Annotated in this window: 14 protein-coding genes; 6 read left to right on the forward strand and 8 right to left on the reverse strand. The window is 63.1% G+C overall.

Going from position 1 to position 16,445, the window contains the following annotated elements; translation table 11 throughout:
* Window positions 1-80 precede the first annotated feature (80 nt).
* From hemN to IE123_RS08580, 4 genes are all read right to left on the reverse strand, one after another.
* On the reverse strand, window positions 81-1,493 hold the full coding sequence (gene hemN / locus IE123_RS08565) for an oxygen-independent coproporphyrinogen III oxidase (RefSeq protein ID WP_189517093.1): 1,413 nt from the start codon (window positions 1,491-1,493) through the stop codon (window positions 81-83).
* Between the two features lie 107 nt (window positions 1,494-1,600).
* Complete coding sequence (locus IE123_RS08570; protein WP_189517095.1) at window positions 1,601-2,029, reverse strand: carboxymuconolactone decarboxylase family protein; 429 nt, start codon at window positions 2,027-2,029, stop codon at window positions 1,601-1,603.
* A 171-nt stretch (window positions 2,030-2,200) separates the two neighbouring features.
* Window positions 2,201-4,807 carry a TRAP transporter permease gene (locus tag IE123_RS08575; protein ID WP_189517097.1) on the reverse strand — a complete coding sequence of 869 codons (2,607 nt, stop codon included), beginning with the start codon at window positions 4,805-4,807 and terminating at the stop codon, window positions 2,201-2,203.
* Window positions 4,808-4,943: 136 nt separating this feature from the next.
* Complete coding sequence (locus tag IE123_RS08580) at window positions 4,944-5,930, reverse strand: TAXI family TRAP transporter solute-binding subunit (RefSeq protein ID WP_189517099.1); 987 nt, start codon at window positions 5,928-5,930, stop codon at window positions 4,944-4,946.
* Window positions 5,931-6,208: 278 nt separating this feature from the next.
* Between IE123_RS08580 and IE123_RS08585 the strand changes: the two genes are divergently transcribed.
* The 5 genes from IE123_RS08585 to IE123_RS08605 all read left to right on the forward strand — a co-directional run bounded on the left by IE123_RS08585 (window position 6,209) and on the right by IE123_RS08605 (window position 12,074).
* The gene (locus IE123_RS08585) at window positions 6,209-7,474 is read left to right on the forward strand and encodes a pyridoxal-phosphate-dependent aminotransferase family protein (protein WP_229819670.1); all 1,266 of its coding nucleotides are present in this window, start codon (window positions 6,209-6,211) and stop codon (window positions 7,472-7,474) included.
* Window positions 7,467-8,696 (forward strand): allantoate amidohydrolase, encoded by a 1,230-nt coding sequence (locus IE123_RS08590; RefSeq protein ID WP_189517101.1) that lies wholly within the window; start codon window positions 7,467-7,469, stop codon window positions 8,694-8,696. The genes IE123_RS08585 and IE123_RS08590 overlap by 8 nt, the downstream gene beginning before the upstream one ends.
* A 90-nt stretch (window positions 8,697-8,786) precedes the next feature.
* Window positions 8,787-9,626 carry a MurR/RpiR family transcriptional regulator gene (locus IE123_RS08595; RefSeq protein ID WP_189517104.1) on the forward strand — a complete coding sequence of 280 codons (840 nt, stop codon included), beginning with the start codon at window positions 8,787-8,789 and terminating at the stop codon, window positions 9,624-9,626.
* Window positions 9,627-9,864: 238 nt separating this feature from the next.
* Complete coding sequence (locus tag IE123_RS08600) at window positions 9,865-11,082, forward strand: amidase (protein ID WP_189517105.1); 1,218 nt, start codon at window positions 9,865-9,867, stop codon at window positions 11,080-11,082.
* An 89-nt stretch (window positions 11,083-11,171) separates the two neighbouring features.
* Window positions 11,172-12,074, forward strand: a complete 903-nt coding sequence (locus IE123_RS08605; RefSeq protein ID WP_189517106.1) for an AEC family transporter — start codon at window positions 11,172-11,174, stop codon at window positions 12,072-12,074.
* Between the two features lie 40 nt (window positions 12,075-12,114).
* On the opposite strand, the gene puuE is transcribed toward IE123_RS08605, so the two are convergent.
* Genes puuE through IE123_RS08625 form a run of 4 tightly spaced genes read right to left on the reverse strand, consistent with a single transcriptional unit; the run spans window position 12,115 to window position 14,918 of the window.
* Window positions 12,115-13,056 (reverse strand): allantoinase PuuE, encoded by a 942-nt coding sequence (gene puuE, locus IE123_RS08610; RefSeq protein ID WP_189517107.1) that lies wholly within the window; start codon window positions 13,054-13,056, stop codon window positions 12,115-12,117.
* On the reverse strand, window positions 13,053-13,808 hold the full coding sequence (locus IE123_RS08615) for an aspartate/glutamate racemase family protein (RefSeq protein WP_189517108.1): 756 nt from the start codon (window positions 13,806-13,808) through the stop codon (window positions 13,053-13,055). The genes puuE and IE123_RS08615 overlap by 4 nt, the downstream gene beginning before the upstream one ends.
* Window positions 13,805-14,527: a GntR family transcriptional regulator gene (locus IE123_RS08620; RefSeq protein ID WP_189517109.1), complete on the reverse strand. Its 723-nt coding sequence runs from the start codon at window positions 14,525-14,527 to the stop codon at window positions 13,805-13,807. Before IE123_RS08620 ends, IE123_RS08615 begins: the two co-directional genes overlap by 4 nt.
* A 10-nt stretch (window positions 14,528-14,537) precedes the next feature.
* Window positions 14,538-14,918, reverse strand: coding sequence for a hypothetical protein (locus IE123_RS08625; protein ID WP_189517111.1), 381 nt, complete (start codon window positions 14,916-14,918; stop codon window positions 14,538-14,540).
* A gap of 54 nt (window positions 14,919-14,972) precedes the next feature.
* On the opposite strand from IE123_RS08625, the gene IE123_RS08630 reads away from it, so the two are divergent.
* On the forward strand, window positions 14,973-16,433 hold the full coding sequence (locus IE123_RS08630) for an NCS1 family nucleobase:cation symporter-1 (RefSeq protein WP_189517113.1): 1,461 nt from the start codon (window positions 14,973-14,975) through the stop codon (window positions 16,431-16,433).
* Window positions 16,434-16,445 lie beyond the last annotated feature (12 nt).

Raw genomic sequence — 16,445 nt, forward strand, 5'->3', positions numbered from 1 at the left:
ACTTTGAGAAAAGGCTGCCGGTGCCTGTCTCCCCTTGCCGGTGGCAGCATCGGGAGTCAGTCCTGCCGATCGATCATCCCCTAGAGGATGCGCGAAAACCGCTGGCGTCCTTCGGCTGTCAAGCGGGTATCAAAGGCCATGGCCAGCTGGCGTATCAACAGTCGTCCCATGGGGGTCACCATCAGCGAGTGCTTATCATATTCGATGAGGCCGTCTCGTCGAAAGGTGGCAAGCTTTTCAAACACGTTTTCAAAATAGTATGACACGTTGATGCCAAAGGTGGCTTCAATGGCGTCAATGTCAAGGCGCATGTCACACATCAGGCGATGAATCACGTGACGACGCAGGCGGTCATCGGCGCTCAGACGCACCCCGCGGCAGGTCGCGAGCTGCCCGCTATCAATGGCGCCCTGCCAGGCCTCCAGCTGGGCCGCGTTCTGGGCATAGGTATCATCGACCTGGCTGATGGCTGATACCCCCAGACCGATCAGGTCACAGTGGGCATGAGTAGTATAGCCCTGGAAGTTGCGCTGCAGCTGCCCTTCCCGCTGTGCCACCGCCAGGCTGTCGTCAGGTCTTGCGAAGTGGTCCATGCCGATATGCACGTAGCCGGCCTGCGTCAGCTTTGTCACCGTCATGCACTGGATGGCCAGCCGCGTGGCCGTATCCGGCAGATCGGCACTGTTGATGCGCCGCTGAGGGAGAAAGCGCTCGGGCAGATGGGCATAGTTGAAAATGGACAGCCGAGCCGGAGCCATGTCGATGATCTGATCCAGAGTATCGGCGAAACTGGCCACGCTCTGATGGGGCAGGCCGTAGATCAGATCCAGATTCAGCGAGCGAAAGCCCAGTCGACGCGCTTCATCAATCAGGTTCTCGCTCAGCTCGCGCGGCTGAACCCGATTGATGGCCTTTTGCACGCGCAGATTCAGGTCCTGTACGCCAAGGCTCAAGCGATTGAAACCCAGCGATTGCAGATGACGCAGGGTATAAACGTTGGCCTCGCGTGGATCAATCTCGATGGCAAAGTCGCGGTCGGGACGATCGGAAAGGGTGAAGTGCGCACCCAGGGTATCAATCAGCCGACTCATCTGATCCAGATTGAGAAAGGTCGGGGTGCCGCCGCCCCAGTGAAGCTGCTCGACCATACGGTCACCGTCCAGATGACGACGCATCAGGGCCATCTCGCGGGTCAGCCGCTCCAGATAGGGTTCAGCCATCGCGGTCTGGCGGGTCGCAATACGGTTGCAGCCGCAGTAAAAGCAGATGCGCCGACAAAAGGGGATATGCACATATAGTGACAGTGCGCGGCCGGGGGCATTACTGCGCGAAAGCGCCTGCGTCAGCTGGTCAGGACCGAAATGATCGGTAAAGGCCGTGGCGGGCGGGTAGGACGTATAACGCGGTCCGGCACCGTCATAACGCTGAAGCAAGGCAGCGTCCGGAGCAAACAGGGCATCGGGAGAAGCGGGGCGAGGAGCAGATGACAACATGGGCGATGCTCGTGGCAGGCGGTGATGGTGCCATGCTACGAGCATCGCCATGCTCGGGGTCTGATCCAGGTCAAATCAGGGCAGCGGATTGCGCCGCCCAGAGGCGATCAGCCGAAGCGGACGTCGCTGTCCATGTGACGGGCCACACGTGACATGGTGCTGGTCAGTTCGATGGCCAGCGTCAGGTCAGCCAGTTCACGCGGGGAGAAGGTATTAATGGCCATCATGCGAGTGCTGGCATCGACCGGGCGGAAATGGGTAAAGGATTCACACCAGGCAAGCGCGGCACGTTCGCGGGCGGTAAAGCGGTCGGAGTCGGCCCAGCGTGCCAGCTCACGAAGCTTGTCGGCATCGATGCCCAGTGCCTCGGCCTCACTGACGCGAAGATTCTCGCAGTTGTCGCAGCCGCCGTTGATCTGCGAGGTACGAAGCTCTGCCAGACAGCGAATGGAGGGGTCGAGACTGCAATGTCTTACCGCACGGGTAGTGTGGTAGATATCGGTCGCATCGATTCGCTTGGGTCGTTCACTGGTCATGAGTGCACCTCAAAATGGTATGAATCTGGTCCTATTTAACGCTCCTGGCAGAAATTAATCCACAGCCTGCCTTTACAAAGTTGAGCGCGGTTTAAACTTTTATAATTTCGACAACTATTTGTGCTGCTTAATGTTTTGCGCCGCCCTGTCAGGAATGGGCGGCGCATGATCTCAGGACGCCGCTGATGTTGCTTGATAATCAGTGTGATCCGCTCGACGCCGTCGCTGCAAGTAGACGATCAGCGCCAGCACCAGAAGCGCCGGTATCCACAGCCACTCCTTGGCAAACCGCTCGCGGGGCAGGCCCACCGAGGTAATCGTCTGGTCCATGTCAAAGCCCAGCCGACTTGCCTGACTGCCCCAGCCGACCATGTCCACAAGCGTGGTGTCGCCGTCCTGTCGAAGCGTCAGGCCCAGATTGTCCAGTCGGGTCTGGCCGTCGCTGCCCTCGACCACCGGCACTTCAATGACCAGGCGCATTGGCGCGCCGTACTCGTTGATCCCCTCAATGCCGACGCGCATGGATTGGCCATCACCCAGTTCGCCATAAGCCTGCGCGAACTGCGCCGGGGGCATCTCCTCATAGGGCGGCACGATCATGTCCTGCCAGAAGCCGGGGCGAAAGAGCGTGAAGGCGATCAGCAGCAGCAGGATAGTCTCATGCCAGCGGTTGCGCACCATAAACCAGCCCTGGGTCGCCGCGGCAAAGACCAGCATGGCGACAGTCGCCACCACGAAAATGATGATGCCGTGCCAGAGATCGACATTGATCAACAAAAGATCGGTATTGAAGATGAACAGGAATGGCAACGCGGCGGTGCGCAGGCTGTACCAGAAGGCCTGAAAGCCGGTGCGGATCGGGTCGGCGCCCGAAATGGCAGCGGCTGCAAAGGACGCCAGTCCCACCGGCGGGGTGACATCGGCCATGATGCCAAAATAGAACACGAACAGATGCACCGCGATCAGCGGCACGATCAGCCCCTGCTGCTGGCCGAGCTGCACGATGACCGGCGCCAGCAGCGCCGACACCACGATGTAGTTGGCCGTTGTCGGCAGCCCCATGCCCAGAATCAGGCTCAAAACGGCGGTGAGCAGCAGCATCAGAAAGAGACTGCCCATCGAGAGATGTTCGACCAGATCGGCCAGCACCAGCCCGACGCCGGTCTGGGAGACGGCGCCGACAATGATGCCCGCCGTGGCGGTGGCAATGCCTATGCCGACCATGTTGCGCGCCCCGTCGACCAGTCCGCTCCAGAGATCATGAAGCCCCTGGCGCAGGTTCTCGCCCAGGGCCAGCCGGCCGCGAAACGCCGCGCTCAGCGGGCGTTGCGTGACCATGATGATCATCATCAGCACGGTCGCCCAGAAGGCCGACAGTCCCGGCGAAAGACGCTCGACCATCAGACACCAGACCAGCACCACCACCGGCAGCAGATAGTGTAGCCCCACCATGACAGTGGGTCGGGTCTGCGGCAGGGTCGTGATACTGGTATCGGGCGTGTCGGCTTCAAGCTCCGGATAGCGGGCACCCAGTTTCAAAAGGCCAACATAGATCACCATCAGCGCCATCGAGACCACCCAGGGGGTCGATTCACCCAGCACCGGCTTGAGCCAGCCAAGCCCGTAATAGACCACTGCACTCAGCGCCATCAGGCCCACCAGTCCGGTGGCAAAGCCCAGCAGCTTGAACAGCCACGGCCGCGGTGGATTGGCGCTCTTGAGCCCCTGCATGCCCGCTTTCATGGCTTCCAGGTGCACGATATAAAAAAGCGCAATATAGGAAATCATCGCCGGCAGAAAGGCGTGCTTGATCACCTCGACATAGGGGATGCCGACGTATTCGACCATCAAAAAGGCGGCCGCGCCCATGACCGGTGGCATGATCTGACCATTAACCGAGGAGGCGACCTCGACGGCGCCGGCCTTGGTCGAGGAAAACCCGACCCGCTTCATCATCGGGATGGTGAACGTGCCGGTAGTGACCGTATTGGCAATCGAGGAGCCCGAGATCAGACCGGTCAGCCCGGAGGCCACCACGGCGGCCTTGGCCGGCCCGCCGCGATAGTGGCCCAGCATCGAAAAGGCCACCTTGATGAAATAATTGCCGGCACCGGCCTTGTCGAGCAGGGCGCCAAAGAGCACGAACAAGAAGACAAAGCTGGTGGAGACACCCAGGGCGATGCCGAAGACGCCCTGGGTGGTTAGCCACTGGTGGTTGATCAGGGCATCAAAGCTCACGCCGCGGTGGGCCAGCATGCCCGGCATGTATGGCCCGGCCAGTGAATAGCCCAGAAACACCAGCGCCACGATCATCAGCGGCGGGCCCAGTGCTCGGCGTGTACCTTCCAGCAGCAGTACCAGACCCATTACGCCGACGATGACATCCTGCAGAATCGGATTGCCGGGACGGTTCGAAAGCTGGGCGTAGAACAGATAGATATAGAGCGCGCAGAAGGCCGCCACCGCTGCCAGTACCCAGTCCGTGACCGGAATGCGATCGCGCGGTGAGCGCTTGAGCGCCGGCCAGGAGAGAAAGGCCAGAAAAAGCGCAAAGCCCAGATGGATCGAGCGGGCCTCGGTAGCGCTGAAAACACCAAAGCCCATCAGATAGGGCAGAGGTGAGGTAATCCAGAGCTGAAACAGTGACCAGGCAACGGCCACGATCAGCAACAGGCGTCCGGTGGCACCCTGTGGTTGACGGCCCCCGGTATCGGCAACGGCGGCCAGCTCCCTGGCGTCAACGGCCGGGCGCTCGTTCGGGGAGGGAGTCGTGTTCATGTCCGCATCCTCTGGCGGCAAAACCTCTCCGGAACAGCAGCCCGGATCGGAAATGACGCAACGCCCCCGGTTGGGAGCGTTGCACTGTAAACAATGGCAGGCGGGCCGTGATCAACATGACCCGACTCGGGTCGGCTTACTCGTTGAGCCAGCCCTTTTCCTGATAGTAGCGCTTTGCCCCTTCGTGCAGCGGCGCCGACAGGCCCTGATTGACCATCGTTTCCGGATCCAGCGTGGCAAAGGCAGGATGGAGCTTCTTGAAGCGATCAAAGTTGTCGAACACGGACTTGACCGCGGCATAGACCAGATCCGGATTGACCTTCTCGGCGCTGACCAGCGTGGCCCCGACACCGAAGGTCTTCACGTCATCCGGATTGCCCTTGTACATGCCGCCGGGCACGGTATAGAAGCTGTAGTAGGGGTGCTCCTCGACCAGTTTCTGGATCACTTCACCGTCGAGCGGAATGATACGGGCATCGACCGTAGTGGTCGCTTCCTGGATCGAGCCATTGGGGTGACCGGCGACAAAAACCATGGCATCGATATTGTTATCCGCCAGTGCCGAAGCCTGTTCGGCGCTATCGAGCTCCGAGGTCAGGGAGAAATCCTTCGTGGTCCAGCCCTTGGCGGCCATCACGACTTCCATGGTCGCGCGGTTACCCGAGCCCGGGTTACCGATGTTGACGCGCTTGCCCTTGAGATCATCCAGCGTCCTGATGCCCGAATCAGCACGCGCTACCAGCGTGAGCGGTTCACCGTGCATGGCAAAGACCGAGCGCAGGTCCTCATGAGCCTTGCCTTCAAACTGGCCTTCACCGTGGTAGGCGTTGTATTGCACGTCGGACTGGGCCACGCCAATGTCCAGATCGCCGTTTTCGATACCGTTGACGTTGGCTACCGAGGCACCGGTCGAGGGTGCATTACAGCGATAGCCGCTGTCGCCCTGATTGACGAAGCGACAGACCGACTGGCCCACCACATAGTAGACGCCGGTCTGGCCGCCGGTGCCGATGGTCATGAACTGCTGCTGACCGGCCTGCGCGCTGGTCGTGGACAGCGCCATCGCGCCCAGCGTCATGGCGGTTGCCGACAGCATCGAAGCAAGGGTCTGGCGTTTGATCATGGGTAAGGTTTCCTTTTTATGACTTGTTATTCCTTGTGACAGACACCCTGTGCCCTTGTGACAAGCAGCGCCTGACAGGTGACGCTACGTTACTGCCGGCGTGTCAGGACTGCAAAACGACCAAGGCATTGGATTAAGTTTCATCAAAGATTTGGTCATGCAGCGTTCTGTCTCCTGCCCTTCGAGGCGATGATAAAAATCAATCTCCCAAAGACTCGCGCTGCAACCATGGTTTCCTATAGCATCAATATGAAACGATCGTAACGAGGTTGCCTGCCATGTCCCATGAGTCCTTCAATCCCCCGACACGCCTTCTGATGGGCCCCGGCCCGATCAACGCTGACCCGCGCGTACTGCGCGCCATGTCCGCGCCGCTGATCGGCCAGTACGACCCGGCGATGACCGCCTGCATGAACGACACCCAGGCGCTTTATCGCGATGTCTTTCGCACGACAAACGATGCCACGCTTGTGATCGACGGCACCTCGCGCGCCGGCATCGAGGCCGTACTGGTGTCGCTGATCGAGCCGGGCGACCGCGTGCTGGTGCCGGTGTTCGGCCGCTTTGGCCATCTGCTGCGCGAAATCGCCGAGCGGGCCGGTGGTGAAGTGCACATCATCGAGGTCGAGTGGGGTGAGGTCTTCACCCCCGAGCAGGTCGAGACCGCCATTCGCGAGGTGAACCCGAAGGTGCTCGCCATGGTGCAGGGCGATACCTCCACCACCATGTGCCAGCCGCTCTCGGAGATCGGTCAAATCTGCCGCACGCATGACGTGCTCTTTTATACCGATGCCACGGCGTCGCTGGCCGGCAATACGCTGGACACCGATGGCTGGCAGCTTGATGCCGTCACCGCCGGGCTGCAGAAGTGCCTGGCCGGGCCGTCCGGCAGTGCGCCGACGACGCTCTCCCCGCGTGCCGTCGAATGCATCCGCGGACGTGCCCACATCGAGGCCGGGCTGGTGGGTGACGGCCATGATGCCGGACGCGGCGTGCGCATCCGCTCGAATTATTTCGACCTGTCGATGATCCTGGATTACTGGGGCCCGTCGCGTCTCAACCACCACACCGAAGCCACCAGCATGCTGTATGGGGCGCGGGAGTGCGCTCGCCTGCTGGTCAATGAAGGCATGGATCAGGCCGTGGCCCGTCACGCCCTGCACGGCGGCGCGCTGACCCAGGGGCTTTCGGCCATGGGGCTCAGGCTGTTCGGTGATCAGGCCCATCGCATGAACAACGTGGTCGGCATCTACATTCCCGACGGCGTGGAAGGCGAAGTGCTGCGTCGCACCCTGCTGGAGGACTACGCCATCGAGATCGGCACCTCCTTCGGGCCGCTGCACGGGCGCATCTGGCGCATCGGCACCATGGGCTATAACGCCCGTCGCGATACCGTCATGACCACGCTGGCCGCCCTTGAAGAAGTGCTGCGTCAGGCCGGCGTCAGCATCACGGCCGGCAGCGGTGCCGGCGCGGCGCGCGAGTTCTATCAGCAGAACCCGCAGCAGTCCCTGCAGCAAGGTTCGGGGAGCGCCCATGTATAACGGCGACGCGATCGTTGCGGCCTGCGATCAGCTCGCCGCCATCTCGGCCGATGAGGGTCAGCTCACGCGCTGCTACCTGACGCCGGAACACGCCCGCGCCAACGCACAGCTGGCGCAGTGGATGCAGGATGCCGGCATGCAGACCTGGCAGGACGCCGCCGGCAACCAGTGGGGGCGGCTGGAAGGCAGCGACCCGTCACTGCCGGCGCTGCTGCTGGGTTCTCACTCTGACAGCGTGATCAACGCCGGGCGCTATGACGGCCCGCTGGGCGTGCTGCTGGCCATTGGCGTGGTGGCGCGCTTGAACGCCGCCGGTCAGCGCCCGACCCGCTCGGTGGAGGTCGTTGCCTTTGCCGATGAAGAGGGCACCCGTTTCGGTACGGCGCTGCTGGGCAGCCGCGCCGTGGCCGGCAGCTGGGATCCCGCCTGGTGGGAGATTGTCGGGCGTGATGGTGTCACCCTGCGTCAGGCGTTCATTGATTTCGGGCTCGATCCCGAAAGAGTTGGTGAAGCTGCCCGCGCCCCCGAATCCGTTGCCGGCTATCTGGAAGCCCACATCGAGCAGGGCCCGGTGCTGGAAGCCGAGCGTCGCTCGCTGGGTGTCGTGAGTGCCATTGCCGGCGCGCGCCGTTTTGCCATCACGATCAGGGGCGAGGCCGGCCACGCCGGCACCACGCCGCTGGACCTGCGTCGCGATGCGCTTTCCGGTGCCGCCGAGGCGATCGTGGCCATCGAGACACTGGCGCGCGCCGCCGGCATTGTGGCCACGGTCGGCTCGCTGGAGACCTTTCCCGGCGCGGTCAACGTGATTCCCGGTGAGGTGCGCATGAGTCTGGACATTCGTGCCGAGCGCGATGAGGATCGCGACCGCACGCTGGACGCCATTCGCGAAACCTGTGATCGCATCGGCGAGGCTCGCGGGCTGGCCTGGTACTGGCAGGAGACCCACTCGGCACCGGCGGTGGCCTGCTCGCCGCAGCTGGTCGAGGCGCTTTCCGATGCGATCAGCACCGTCAGCGGCACGGACAGCGGTCCGGTCATGCGCCTGGCCAGCGGTGCCGGACATGACGGCATGGCGATGGCCGGCATCTGTGATATCGGCATGCTGTTTGTGCGCTGCGACCGCGGCATCAGCCACCATCCGGACGAGTCCGTTCAGGCGCGTGACGTCGACGATGCCCTCAATGCCATGAGTACCGCCGTGTCGGCGCTCATCGCCTGATATGTGCCTTCGCTGTACGGCCCGGGCAGCACGTCGCCCGGGCCGCGATTTGCGAATCCCCTCTTTCGGAACACCTTATTCAGGAACACCATGGACCAGCATCTGGGTCAGCGACTGCGTCAGCAGTTTGACCAGCTCACCCCCCATGAGCAGAAGGTGGCGACCTTCATTCTGGATCACTTCGATGATGTGGCCGTCTACAGCGCCGCTGAAATCGCCCGGTTGACCGGCGTTTCCAAGGCCACGGTCAGCCGGCTCTTTCGGCGCCTGGGCTTTGCCAGCTTCAGCGAAGTGCGCCAGCACGCCCGCGAGCTGCGCTACCATGGCGTGCCACTGGTCACCGATGAAAGCGCGCTGGGCAGCGGCCTGGAGCGCTTTCAGCGTCACTTCGAGCGCGAGCGCGATAACCTGCACCAGATGCTGGCCGCCATCGACGCCGACACCTTTGATGCGCTGATCGAGGCGCTGGATCAGGCACCCGAAGTACTGGTGATTGGTTATCGCAACGGCTATCCGCCGGCCCTGCATCTGCGCCAGCAACTCATCCAGATTCGCCCGAACGTGCGGCTGGCGCCGCTGCCCGGGCAGTCGCTGGGCGAGGAGCTGGCCGGCGTACCATCGGGGACGCTGGCCATCGTCATGGGCTTTCGACGTCGCACGCACGGCTTCTCAAATCTGGTCGAACAGCTCGCGACCAGCGGTGTGGATACGCTCTTGATCGGCGACCCCACACTTGCGGCAGCTGGCGTGTCACCGACCTGGCAGCTGGAGTGTCCGCTGGACAGCGTCTCCGCCTTTGACAGCTACACCTCGGTGATGAGTTTGATCAACCTGCTGGCCAACGCGCTGCTGCACCGGCGCCTGGGCGACGGGCGTGCGCGTATTGACGCCATCAGCGGGGTCTATTCAGACCTTGATGAACTGGCCTGATTCAAGCTGTGGTGTCACCACCAAAGGCGGCCTTCGGGCCGCCTTTTTTGCGTCCAGATGAGTGCGCAGGGAGGCTTTCCTGCACCGGGGGCGTGCATGTCATCGACCGTCATGCGCTGATGTCATGTCACCCACAGGTGCCTGTACCCGCCGCAGGCGGCATCTGTCCCGATCTGGCACGAAGGTTGCAATCACCTGGTGAAATCCTCAACAGCGCCGGTCAGGCCAGGGAGTGCACATGAGTGACATCATCGAGCGTGTGGATCGCAGCGTCTGGGTCAAGGGGCGCCCCGAGAACAACGCCACTGTCATGGGGCACGGCCCGCTGGCCGGGCAGCGCCTGGCGGTGAAGGATCTTTTTGATATCGAAGGCGAGGTGACCGGCGCGGGCAACCCCGACTGGGCTGCCGCCCAGCAATTGGCCCGACGTACCGCGCCAGCCGTGCAGACCCTGCTGAACGCCGGCGCTGGACTTGCCGGCAAGACCCAGACCGACGAGTTCGCCTACAGCCTTAACGGTGCCAACGTGCACTACGGTACCCCGATCAATCCACAGGCGCCCGACCGCCTGCCGGGCGGCTCGAGTTCCGGCTCGGCGATCGCCGTGGCACGCGGCGAGGCCGAGATCGGGCTGGGCACCGACACCGGCGGCTCGATTCGCATTCCGGCCAGCTACAACGGCCTGTGGGGGCTGCGCCCTTCGCACGGCGCGGTCAGCTGCGACGGTCTGCTGCCGCTGGCGCCGTCGTTTGATACGGTGGGCTGGATGTGCCGCGATCATGACACCCTGGCCGATGTGGCCCGCGTGCTGCTGCCCGCCGCACAAGGCAGCGCGCCCGAGCGCGTCATGACCCTGCTGGTGCCCGAGGCACTGGCCAGCGAGGCGTCACGCTTTCACCAGGCACTGGGGGCAAGACAGGATCTGCTGGTCCAGTCGCTCCTAGGTCAGTGGCTGGCCCATCTGGGGCGCACCTTTCGGGTGCTGCAGGGGCGCGATATCTGGCGGGTTCACGGGGAAATGCTCACGCGCGAACCGCCGCGGCTGGCGCCGGATATCAGGGCCCGCTTTCAGTGGTGCGCCACGTTGACTGATGCTGACGAGCTGGCGGCACAGAAGGCGCGCAAGGAGATTATCGATGCGCTGCGTACCTTCAGCGATGACGGCGCGCAGCTTTTGGCCCTGCCCACTGCGCCGGGCGCTGCGCCGCTTCTAGGGCTGACCGGTCGGCCACTTGAGACCTATCGTGAGCACCTGATGGGCATGACCGCGCTGGCCGGGCTGTGGGGCGCCCCGCAGCTCTCCATGCCGCTTTTGTGTGACGACCGGGACGGCGGCGGCCATGCGCCCTGGGGGCTGTCGCTTCTGGGCGCGCCCGGTCAGGATCACTATCTGATCGCCCGGGCCGGTGCCCATGGCGCATGGGAACGAGCCGGCATGAGGGGCGAGCGCACATAGGCACGAGACGCCCCGGTGGTTATGATGCGAGGCTGCCCGGGCGCCTTTTACCCCATCCGCGCCATGGGACCATGAACCAGGGAGTGCCCATGACCGCCATACTCGCGATCCTGCCCATCTTCACGCTGATCGTGGTCGGCTATGTGCTGGGCTGGCGGCAGTGGTTGACGCCGTCCAGTGCGGGTGGACTTTCCTGGGTGACCTTCAAGCTCTTTCTGCCCTGCCTTTTGCTGACCGGCATTGCGCGTGCCCCGCTGGGAGATGCGCTCTCGCCGCTGCTGCTGGTGGTTTATTTCGTGCCGGCGCTGCTGCTCTTTGCCGGCTTCAATCTCTATATCCGTCGGCGGACGGGACAGGCGTCTGCCATCGGGCTGTCGGCGAGCTATTCCAACAACGTGCTGATCGGCATTCCACTGGTCACGGCGCTGTTTGGTGCCCAGGGGCTGGTCTATCTCTTTGCGCTGCTGGCGGTCCACAGCCTGATCCTGTTTTCGACCCAGTCGCTGTATGCCGCGCTTGGCCAGGGCCGTGAGCAGCGGCCAAACGTGTTGAGCCTTCTGAAAACGCTGGCCAATCCGCTGGTGGTGGGCCTGCTGCTGGGGGGGTTGATCAACGTGACCGGGCTATCGCTGCCCGACCCGCTATGGCAGGTGCTGGACTGGCTGGCGCGTGCAGGCCTGCCGTGTGCGCTGATCGTGGTCGGCGTGGGGCTGACCCGCTATCGGCTTCGCACCTCGCCCACCATCTGGGCGGTTTGTGTCGGCAAGCTCATGATCTTTCCGTTGATGGTACTGGCGCTGGGCAGTCTCATGCCGGGGCTTTCACCGCTGGCGCTGCATGTTCTGGTGCTGGCGGCTGCCGGGCCGATCGGGGTGAATGTGCTGGCCTTTGCTCAACCCGGCGAGGAGCAGCACACCGTGGGCGCGAGCATCTTTTTGTCGACGCTGCTGGCCGCGGGCACGCTGCCGCTGTGGATGCTGGCGATGGGCTAGCCCGCCGCACCTGCAGCGGGCCAGAACGTGGTGCGAAAACTCAGCGCGGCGTCAGCGCGTGATGCTCGTGCCAGTGGCGGGCGATATCCACGCGGCGGGTGACCCACACCCGGTCGTGCGCCTCGATGTGATCAAGAAAGCGCTGCAGGGCGCGAAAGCGTCCGGGCCGGCCGATCAGGCGGCAGTGCAGGCCGACCGAGAGCATCTTGGGTGACTCGGCGCCTTCCTCGTAGAGCACATCAAAGGCGTCGCGCAGATAGGCAAAAAACGGATCGCCGTAGTTGAACCCGCCTGCCGAGGCAAAGCGCATGTCGTTGGTGTCCAGCGTGTAGGGCACGATCAGATGATCACGCGCCTCACCCTCGGCGTTGCTGACCCTTGTCCAGAAGGGCAGGTCATCACCGTAGTAGTCCGAGTCATAGAGAAAATGTTCATGCTCGCCTACCAGAGCGCGGGTATTGGGGCTGTCACGCCCGGTATACCACCCCAGCGGCAACTCTCCGGTCAGGGTCTTATGCAGCTCGAGCGCCTGCACCATCATGGTGCGCTCCTGCTCGACGCTCATGTCCTGATAATGAATCCAGCGCAGGCCGTGACAGGCGATCTCGTGGCCGGCCTCCTGAAAGGCGCTGACCACTTCCGGATGGCGCGCCATCGCCATGGTGACGCCAAAGACCGTCAGCGGCAGGTTACGACGCTCGAATTCGCGCAGGATGCGCCACACGCCGGCCCGCGAGCCGTACTCGTAGAGCGACTCCAGACTCATGTGGCGATCGGGGTAGGGCGCGGCACCGATGATGTCGGAGAGAAACGTCTCGCTGTGGGCATCGCCGTGCAGCACGCTGTTCTCGCCGCCTTCCTCGTAGTTGAGCACAAACTGTACCGCCACCCGGGCGCGTCCGGGCCATTTCGGGTCCGGCGGATTGGCGCCATGGCCGTGCAGGTCGCGGGGGTAGTTGTCCAGGTAAAGGTCGTGGTTCATGAAGTGCTCCGGCTCAGGTGTTCAAAGGCGCCGTAGAGGGGCTTGGCCAGCGGGGCGGCGCGGTCGCCGCGTTTGGAGACCGGGTAGCCGGTGGCGCTGACGGCCTCCAGCAGGGCCACGCCTGCCGTGACACCATCAATGACCGGCACACCCAGCGTTTCCCCCAGCCGCTCGGCCAGCTCACTCATGCCGGCACAGCCCAGCAGGATGGCGTCGCTGTCATCCACCTCAAGTGCGGCGCGACAGGCGGCCAGCAGCGTCTCATACACGCTGTCATCCTCGGATTCAAAGGCAGCTACCGGCAGCTCGCAGGCGTGCAGCCCGGCGCACTGCTCGCGCTTGCCATACTCGTGCAACAGCCGCTCGGCAATGGGCAGCGTACGCGCAAGCGTAGTCACCACCGAGAAACGCCGCGCCACCATGGCCGCCATCTGCATGCCGGCTTCTGCCACACCCATCACCGGCACCGGGGAAATCTCGCGGGCGGCGGCCAGGCCCGGGTCGCCAAAACAGGCAATCAGGTAACCATCGACGCGGGTGTCGCCGTGTTCGGTCTCGATCATGCGCTCTAAAAGTCCCGGGACGGCAATGGCCTCATCAAAGTGGCCCTCAAGGCTCGCCGGGCCGTGACGCGAGGTATGCATGATGATCTCGCCGCGCGACACGCCTCGGGCGCTGGTGGCAATGCCTTCGCTCATGGCAGTGCTGGTATTGGGGTTAATGACACAGATGGTCGGGGGTTGAGACGTCATGACACGTTTTGCTCGCGGTGGTGGCCAAAAAGATGTTCAAAGTCGGGCAGGGCATCGCCGCTGGCGGTGAAATCAAGGCTTGCCTCGATGTCGGCCAGGTGCTGATGCATCCAGTGCTGCACGGGGGCCAGCGCTTCTGCCTTCAGCAGCTCGATGAGGGTCTGATGTTCGCAGGGGCAGCCGGCCTGCCCGCGCCCATAGACGGCAATGATCAGGGAGGTACGCGATATCAGCTGGGAAAGTGCGTCCGACAGCGAGGCATTGCCGGCAATGGCCATCAGCCGGGTGTGAAAGCGGGCCGACAGGCGTATGGCCTGCTCGCGGCTGGCGTGGCGCTCCTGCTCGGCAATCTGCTTGAGTGCCTGCACATCTTCCAGGGTGATATACCTCATGACCTCGGCCAGCAGCGCCCCTTCAAGCACGCGTCGCGCCCTGAAGACGTCACGCGCCTCACCAGGGGTGGGGCTTGTGATCTGGGCGCCGCGATGGGTGCGAAGCGTCACCAGCTGCTCCAGCGCCAGACGCTGCAGTACGCGCCGCACGGTGGTACGACTCACCCCAAAGGCGCCGGCCAGTGCATCTTCCGGCAGACGGGCGCCCGGGGAGAGACGATGCTCCACGATGGCCTCCCACAGTGCCTGATAGATCGCGTCATCGCTGCGCGCGTCACGTCCGGTGGCAAGACCGGCCAGCAGATGAAACTGACGGGTATCGTTCATGAGGCTCCTGTCATGCTGTTCCTGTCGGATAGCTGCCTTGAGATTGTATACAAGCATTTTCCATGCCACTGCCTTCAAACGCCTGTCGCGGACAGATGATGCAGAAAAGGGCGCCCTCAAAACGAGCCGGTGCCAGCACAATGACGACCAAAAGGGCGCCTTTTTGGTGCATATCGTGACGTTGTAGCACTTTTATGGTGCACGCATGATGCGGCCTTTCGACCTTGGTCGTAGCCCTCTGGCGCACTGGAAACGCTCGGCAAGCGGCCTCGTCAGTCAAAAAATATCGACACAACAACACCTTGTGGCCCGAGAACAAATTTTTACCTGCGTTGGCGTCAATCTGGCACGGGGATTGTATACGAATGAAGTGACAGACGATGTCGGCCATCCGGCCATCGCAGGGCTGCCCGCGGCAGCGTAACGATCCTTCATGGAGTCGCTCATGAACAGCATCAAGACCGAGGGGCAGATGCCCGCAGCGCCCGATCCGCACCTCTATAACGAGGATCTGGCCCCGGCCCGGCAGAACTGGAACGCCTACAATATTTTCGCCTTCTGGATGGCCGATATTCACAGCGTTGGTGGCTACGTGCTGGCGGCCAGTCTGTTCGGCCTCGGGCTGATGGGCTGGCAGGTGCTGATTTCCCTGCTGGTCGGCATTCTGGTGGTGCAGTGCTTTGCCAACGCCGTGGCGCGGCCCAGCCAGCGCACGGGCGTGCCCTTTCCGGTCATCTGTCGCATGGCCTTTGGTACGAAGGGCGCCAACGTGCCGGCGGTCATTCGCGGCATTATCGCGGTGGTGTGGTACGGCATTCAGACCTGGCTTGCCTCCAACGCGCTGCTGCTGGTATTGCTGCGCTGGTTCCCGGGGCTCGAGTCCTGGACCCAAGTGAGCTTTGTCGGTCTGTCGGCGCTGGGCTGGTTCTGCTTTGCACTGATGTGGGTACTGCAGGCGCTGGTCTTCTGGCGCGGCATGGACACCATCCGCCGTTTCAACGACTGGGCGGGCCCGCTGGTCTACGCCGTCATGTTTGCCCTGGCCGGCTGGATCGTCTGGAGTGCCGGTCCGAGCAACATCAGCCTGTCGCTGTCGAGTCAGACACTCAGCGGTGGTGAAGCGCTGTGGCAGATGGTGGTGGCGGCGGTGCTGGTGGCCGGTTATTTTGCCGGTCCGACGCTCAACTTTGGTGACTTCTCGCGCTACTGCGCCACCGAGAAGGCCGTGCGTCGCGGCAACTTCTGGGGCCTGCCGGTCAACTTTCTGGTGTTCTCCATCATCACTGTGGTGGTGGTCTCCGGCACGCCGCAGATCTTTGGTGAAATGTTGACCGACCCGATCGAGACCGTGGCCCGCATCGACAGTGCAACGGCCGCCGTACTGGGTGTCTTTGCCTTTGTGGCCGCCACCATCGGCATCAACATCGTGGCCAACTTTGTCGCCCCGGCCTTTGACTTCTCCCACGTTGCGCCCGAAAAGATCAGCTGGCGCATGGGTGGGATGATCGCCGCGGTCGGCTCGATCTTTCTCACGCCGTGGAATCTGTTCAACAATCCCGAACTGATCCATTACACGGTGGGCGTGCTGGCCGGTCTGATCGGGCCGCTCTACGGCATTATCCTCATGGACTTCTACAAGGTGCGCCGCCAGAAGATCGATCTGGATGCGCTCTTTTCCTCCGATGCCGCCAGCGCCTACCACTACCAGGGTGGCGTCAATCCGGTCGCGCTGCGATCCCTGATCATGGGCGGTCTGGTGAGTATTCCGATCAGCCTTGCACCGCTGGGTGATATCAGCAGCTTTGCCGTGTTCTTCGGCGGCGGTGTGGCGGCGCTGGCTCACGGCTGGCAGTCCGGACTCTGGCGTCGCAACGCCGCCGGAAAGGCCGCCGCCTCACGTTCATAGGCGTCAGGGGGC

Origin of the sequence: Kushneria pakistanensis (assembly GCF_014652795.1) — a bacterium.
Lineage (GTDB): Bacteria > Pseudomonadota > Gammaproteobacteria > Pseudomonadales > Halomonadaceae > Kushneria > Kushneria pakistanensis.